The sequence below is a fragment of the Absiella sp. AM09-50 genome (assembly GCF_003433845.1).
Classification (GTDB): Bacteria; Bacillota_I; Bacilli_A; order Erysipelotrichales; family Erysipelotrichaceae; genus Hoskinsella; species Hoskinsella hominis.
This window is the reverse complement of record NZ_QVFI01000036.1, coordinates 21,587-28,816: the sequence shown is the minus strand read 5'-3', so window position 1 is coordinate 28,816 and position 7,230 is coordinate 21,587. Positions and strand designations below refer to the sequence as shown.

General features: G+C 35.3%; 1 protein-coding gene and 1 pseudogene. Both read left to right on the top strand.

Annotated features, from left to right (window positions below):
• Nucleotides 1-236: pseudogene (locus DW114_RS19120) on the top strand (hypothetical protein); the annotation flags it as partial.
• A 295-nt stretch (nt 237-531) separates the two neighbouring features.
• Nucleotides 532-7,173, top strand: a complete 6,642-nt coding sequence (locus DW114_RS19115; RefSeq protein ID WP_117455688.1) for an endo-alpha-N-acetylgalactosaminidase family protein — start codon at nt 532-534, stop codon at nt 7,171-7,173.
• The last annotated feature ends 57 nt before the right edge of the window (nt 7,174-7,230 follow it).

Here is a 7,230-nt window from a genome sequence, read left to right as displayed (position 1 = left end):
TTATGTGTAATCTTGGCGAGAGCATTTTGAAAGAAGGATTTGAGCAAGGTTTAGAACAAGGCTTAGAACAAGGTTTAAAGCAAGGCATCGAGCAAGGAGAAATCAAATCTGCAATCGAACATACAGAAAAAATAATGAAGAATTGTGATGTTGATGTAAACAAAGCATTAGACATACTTGAACTTCCAGAGAACATTAAAGAAGTAGTTATTAAAGAATTGAACAAATCTTCGTAAATGATATACTATAGATTTTCTAAACTTTTTATGGCAAATTTTAAATAAGTGTTTTTTTGCTTTTTTAAGTATTAATTTTCAATAATATATATTAATTTATTAAAATATCGTTTTATATATATTGTTTTGATTTATATAATAATGGTTTTTATTTTGTAACAATCTTGCAGAAATTTATAGTAATCTTAAGGATATGGTTTGGAAACGTTTACAACACTATTTTTCAGGACTACACTCTGTAGTGATGGAACTTATCCATTTGTTATTGGAAAGGTTTTAGAAAAGGAGGAAAGTTATGAAAAAAGTTGTAACGAGAGTATCCAAAGTGTTTCTTGTCATGGCTGTCGCATTTAGTGCTTTTTTTACGAGTGGTGTAGCAAATGTTTTTGCGGCATCATCTACAAAGAAAATGGCACATTTAGTATCTGGCGCTAACGATGCAAATGGACACTTTGGCAGTGTAAAACCTGAGGCATTTGTTTTATCTGATAAAAAAGATATCACAAACGAGAATTTTAGCTTTCAATTAAAACTTGAAAGTGAAAAGGCGGATACCCGATTGCGTTTTGTAACAAAATATGTGGATGATACCCATTGGGGTTATGTTGCATATGATGGCGCAACTGGATGGTTTTATGAATTTAAAAATGGTAATAAATCAGGATATCCAGGTTTAGATTTACCTGCTGTAAATAAAAACGATATCATCAATGTAAAGGGTGTTTATACCGATCAGAGTCTTACTGTTTCTGTGGAAAATACAACAACAAAGGAAACAAAAGAAGTATTGGTATCAAATACTGACTTCTTAGATCTAGCAAAACAGGCCGGACAAATTGGATTCGGTGCTGGTACCTATGGAACATCATACACGGATATTGATTTTTGCGATGTAACAATTGGTGATAAAACATATCAAGATGGTGATTATGATACATGGAAGCTGTATAAAACTACCGAGGGACAAAAATGGGAAACATCCATTGATGTTTTGATTAACGATGGAAAACCTGAACCAGAACCTTCTCAGCAAGGCAGAACATGGTATAGCATTACTGGCGGCGCAAACAATGGCGGAGGACATGCATATGGAAATTCTTCTGCGAAAGCGCCAATCTTATTGCTGGATAATGACAAACACTTTACAGATGGCTCAGTTTTATCGTTAACATTAAAGCCAAGTGATAACTGGGGTGTATTCCCAATTTATTTAGATGATAGTAATTGGCTGTATGTGGGTTATGATCCAACAAGTAAATGGTATTATCAATATAGCGTGAATGGAAAAGGAAATTATCCTAATATTTCTGGGTTGCCAGAACTAATCCCTGGAGAGGAATTAAATTTAAGCATTTCACTTGATCGTGAAGCATTAACAGTAATTGTGAATGGTACGAAAGTCACAAAGAATGATCAGAACCTTATGAAACTTGCGCAATTAGTACAGGATAAAAGTAGATTTGGTGTTAAGACCAATGGGTATTCTACAATTTCTTTTGCGGATATGACATTAAACGGCAAAGATTGTATGGAAGATAACTGGGTATTCTGTGCAGAACGTGATGGACAAAAAGTAGAAAAGAAACATACAGAACTATTTCCTGTAAACGGAACTGTTGTTGATAAAAATACAAAAAAACCAATTTCTGGTGCTGTTGTACGCCTGAATCTGAATCAGACAAAAACCGATGATCAAGGTAATTACAGCTTTGAAGCAATTGAACCAGGAGCTTATAATATGGCAGTCACAAAACCAGGATATCAAGCATATTCTCAAAGTGTTACAGTCAAAGAAGAAGCAACGGTATTAAATGTAGATTTAAGTTTAAAAGAAGAGATTAACTTAGATGATTATGATCAATTAAAGACAAGTGATATGACAGCTTATATTGGCAAACAGTTCCCATATGTAGCACGTTATATCATGAATGATGGTTCAATATTCCGTGGTAATGAAACGGCATTAAACAGTATCATGATCAATGGCAAAAAACTTACACCAACGGTAACTGTAAAAGAAACAACAGATACATCCAGAACATATTCTTTAGATGTAAACCAAGATGGTGTTAATCTTACAATGGATGTAAAAATCAGTCTAGATAAAAACACATTGACATGGCAGATTCTAAATGTTAATAAAAGAGATACTGAATTAAGAATTGAAACGATTGATATTCCTGATTTGAATTTATTAAGTGTAGATGCAGTAGATAAGAGTGCTAACTTTGCAGGGGCAAAAGCTTCTAATTTAACAACAGATACAGGAGATCGTTTTATAAGTTTTGATGAGGGATTTATTCCTTCCCAAAGTGATGGTTATTTATATGGTATCTTAACAAATGATAAATTAAGTGCTGCTTTATTCAGCAACTCTGAAATTGAAGGCGACAAACGTATCATCTTAAATAATGGTGCGGATACTATGAGTTTGACAAGCGCTCCATATTATTATGAAGCAGGCGACAAAGGTGGAGCAAAACGTAAAAATCTTCCTGCGTATCCAACCAGTGAATTACCAGTCATGAAAGTTGCAATCGCTGGAGATATCAATGGGGATAATGATGTAGATTGGAATGATGGTGCTATCGCATTCCGTGATATCATGAATGTGCCTTATGGTTCTGAAGATATCAAAAATCTTGTAAACTATCGTATTGTTATGAATTTTGCAAGTATGGCACCAAACCCATTTTTGAAAACAGCTGACAATATTAAAAAAGTTTCACTAGCAACAGATGGATTGCCTCAGGCTTTATTGTTGAAAGGTTATGGCAATGAAGGACATGATTCCGCAAACTCTGAATATGCAGATATCGCAGAGCGTGAAGGTGGTGTTGAAGATTTCCAGAAATTAATCAAAATTGCACATGAGAATGACGCAGAAATTGGTATTCATGTAAACGCACAGGAAGCATATCCAGAAGCTAAATCATTTAATGAAAACATGCTTCAAAAACCATTTGCAGGTGGCTGGGGATGGCTTGACCAATCTCAGGTAATTGATAAGCAATGGGATCTTGCTACACAGGCAAGATGGAAACGTTTCGTACAACTATATGATCGTATCAATAATACACATCATTACGATCGTATATGGCCAAATGCTGTAGGAAATTCTCAAGGCAGCGTAGATGCTGATAAAGAAACGATTCAAAAGGAAGCAGAAAGTCTAAAGGACAACATGGATTTCATTTATCTGGATGTATGGTATCAGGATGCATGGGAAACAAGACAAATTGCGAAAGAAATCAATTCTTTGGGATGGAGATTCTCTACAGAATTCAGTTATGAAGGAGAATATGATTCTACATGGCAGCACTGGTCTACAGATGCTACATATGGTGGAGCAAGTGCAAAAGGATACAATAGTGATATTATACGTTTTATCCGTAATGATCAAAGAGATTCACAAGTATTAAATTATCCAAAATTTGGCGGTACAGCAGATAACCCATTATTAGGTGGATATCGTTTATACGGCTTTGAAGGCTGGAGTGGAAATAATGACTTTAATAATTATATCAAACAGACATTTAATGAAAATCTTCCTACAAAATTCCTTCAGCATTATCAGGTAACAGATTGGGAAAATTATGCACCTGGTGAATCTCCTGTAGGAAATCACGAAAAACAAATCACTTTAAAGAATAAAGCAGGTGATACGGTTATCGTAAAACGTAATGAAAAACAACGTAAAGATTCTAATATTGAACGTAATATTACATTAAATGGTAAAACAGTATTGAATGATGTTACATACTTACTACCATGGACAGATGAAGACGGCAGTGTAAAATTATATCACTGGAATTTAGATGGTGGCACAACAACTTGGGATTTGCCAAATGGTTGGCAAGGATTAGACAATGTTGTCATGTATCCATTATCTGATCAGGGTCGTGGAGAAGCAATCAATGTTCCTGTTGTAAATAACAAAGTGACATTAAATGCGAAAGCAGCGACTGCTTATGTTATGACAAAAGGCGCAAGTACGAAAACAGTAAAAGCATTTGGTGAAGGCGATTATGTAAAAGATCCAGGCTTTAATGCGTATGCCAATACATCAAAATTATCTCCAGAAGTATGGAGTGGCAGTATTGATCAAAAAGGTGTACAGGTGGAAATAGCAAATACTGGCGATCAGCGTCTTGCGTTCAATTCTGTTGATACAAATTCAGAAGTAACAACAACGATTTCAGGATTAACACCTGGAAGTGATTATGTCGCAGAAGTATATGTTGATAATGAAAGTGATGCGAAAGCCGCAATTACTGTAAATACAGGAAAAGACGCTGTCACAAATTACACTTTGCGTTCTATAGCGAAAAACTATGTACAATGTGATAATAAACATGGTACGAATATGCAGCGTATGCAGGTTGCCTTCAAAGCTGAATCTGATACAGCAAAACTGACACTATCAAGAGATGCCGGAGAAGGTTCTACATATATGGATGATATTCGTATCGTAAAACAAAAATTAGACAACTTCCAGAAAGATGGCAGTTTTACGCAGGATTTTGAATCTGTCGTACAAGGATTATATCCATTTGTATTAGGACCAGCACAAGGAATCACAGATCCTGTGACACATTTATCTCAATTGCATGATCCTTATACACAAGCTGGATGGAATGGTAAACTTACAAGTGATGTATTAGGTGGCGATTGGTCATTGAAACATCATGGTGTAAATACTGGTATTATTTATCAGACATTACCTCAGAACTATCGTTTTGAACCAGGTAAGATGTATACGGTAGAATTTGATTATCAGGCAGGTGCAGATAAAGCATTTGCGATGGTAGTTGGAGATGATAAAGAGTATAAAGTACCAACAAGTACACAATACCTTGCACAGGCACGTGGCACGACGCAACATGTGACAATGGACCTTATGGCATCTGATAGTGGACAGACTTGGATTGGATTATATGAGAATGGAAATAAAGTCACAAAAGGCAGTAATGGTGAAATGGATTTCATTTTAGATAATCTGAAAATCTATGAAAACCAGAATGTAGAATTTGCGGAAATCGCTAATACGGATCTATATAAAGGTGAAACAAGTGCTATCACTGGCAATCATTTAGATAAGATTACATGGTCAAGTGATCATCCAGAGATTGCGAAAGTAGATACAAATACCATGCAGGTTATCGCATTAAGTGAAGGTACAGCTATCATCACTGCGACATTATCTGATGGAAGTAAGACGAATTTTAACATCACTGTAACAGATAAAGTAATTGAACATCTTGATAAAGATACATATGGTTCTTTATCAGTTAGCGCAAATACAGAAGAATTAACAGGAGAAGGTAAAGGTTCTGGTATCAAAGAAGCTGTTGTTGATGGTGATTTGAATACTTATTGGCATTCTAATTGGAGCGGTGAAGGCTTTGAGGTAAGTGTTGATCATCCAGCAATCATTTCTGTAACGATGGAAAATCCTTCTACAATCAATGCATTTGAATTTGTACAAAGAGCTGCAAATGAAAATGGCTTGGTACATCAATACAGTTATCGTATCCTTGGTGAAGATGGCAGTGTTTTAGCAAGTGGTGAACACATACAAGTACCAAAGGATTTGCAGGGAAATAAGTCTGTTATTACCGTTACATTAGATAAGAATGTAAAGGCTAAGACAATTGAATTAACTATTGAAGAAGGTCATAATAAGTTTGCTTCCTTAGCAGAAATTCGTCCTGTACGTATCGTTTCTGTAGCAGAAACAGCTACATTAAAAGATACAACAGTTATGGTAAACGAAACGAAAAAAATGGATGTTGAAATTCCTGACAATACAGTATTAAAGGGTATTGTATGGTCATCATCTGATGAAAATGTTGCGATTGTTTCTCAAGATGGTATTATTACCGGAGTACATGAAGGTGTTGCGACAATCACTATGCGTAATGCAGTTGGATTACATTCAGAGGCAGTTGTGACAGTAGTCGCAGATACATCAAAATTATCCGCATTGATCAATGAAGCAAAAGACTATAAAGAAAATGATTATACACCAAAATCATGGTCTTTATTCATGAGCGTATTAAAGGATGCACAAAAAGCTGTGACAGATGCTTCTTCTACACAAAGCAAACTGGATGATATGTATACATCATTAAGCAATGCAATGAATGCATTAGTACATATCGCAGATACAACAGTATTACAATCCACAATCAAAGAAGTAGAAGCATTAAACGCAAAAGATTATACGGAAGCATCATGGAAAGCCATGTTGCAGGTACTCACAGACGCAAAATCAGTCTTAGATGATAAAAATGCAACACAGGAAGCTGTCAATCAGGCAGTCATAAAACTACATGACGCAAAAGAAGCACTTGTAATTGTAGAACCAGAAACAAAACCAGACACGAAGCCTGATACAAAACCAGATGAAAAACCGGACACAAAACCAGTTGTGAAAGATATGACGATTAAAAATCATACAGAAACCATCAGCGCAAGTGGTAAATTTGAAGAAGGTACACAGCTGATCACAAAAGAATTCACACAGAATGAGATTCAAAAACTAATCGATCAAATGAACGATAAGAGCTTGTTAAAAGATTATACCATTCAAAAAGCATTTACATTAGATTTCTTAAAAAATGGTGTAAACGTAAAACCAGATGGCAAGATGACAATCCGTGTACAAGTGGATGCGAAATTATTGAAGAAAGATGTAAAGGCAATCTTGATTGACAAAGATGGAAATGTCAGTGAACTGCCTGCACGCAAAGGCAAAGATTATATTGAATTTGATACTTCTCGTAATGGCACATTCGCACTTCTGTCAAAGGATACCTCAACTATAAACAACAATACAGATACAGCAGATCATACACATGCAGGATTGCTATTTGGCTTCTTATTACTTAGCGCAGGCGCTATCGTAGTTTTGATGAAGAAAAGAAAAGCTTAGTATAAACAAAAAGGAACAGTGATTGCTGTTTCTTTTTGTATCATTATCGATGAAAAT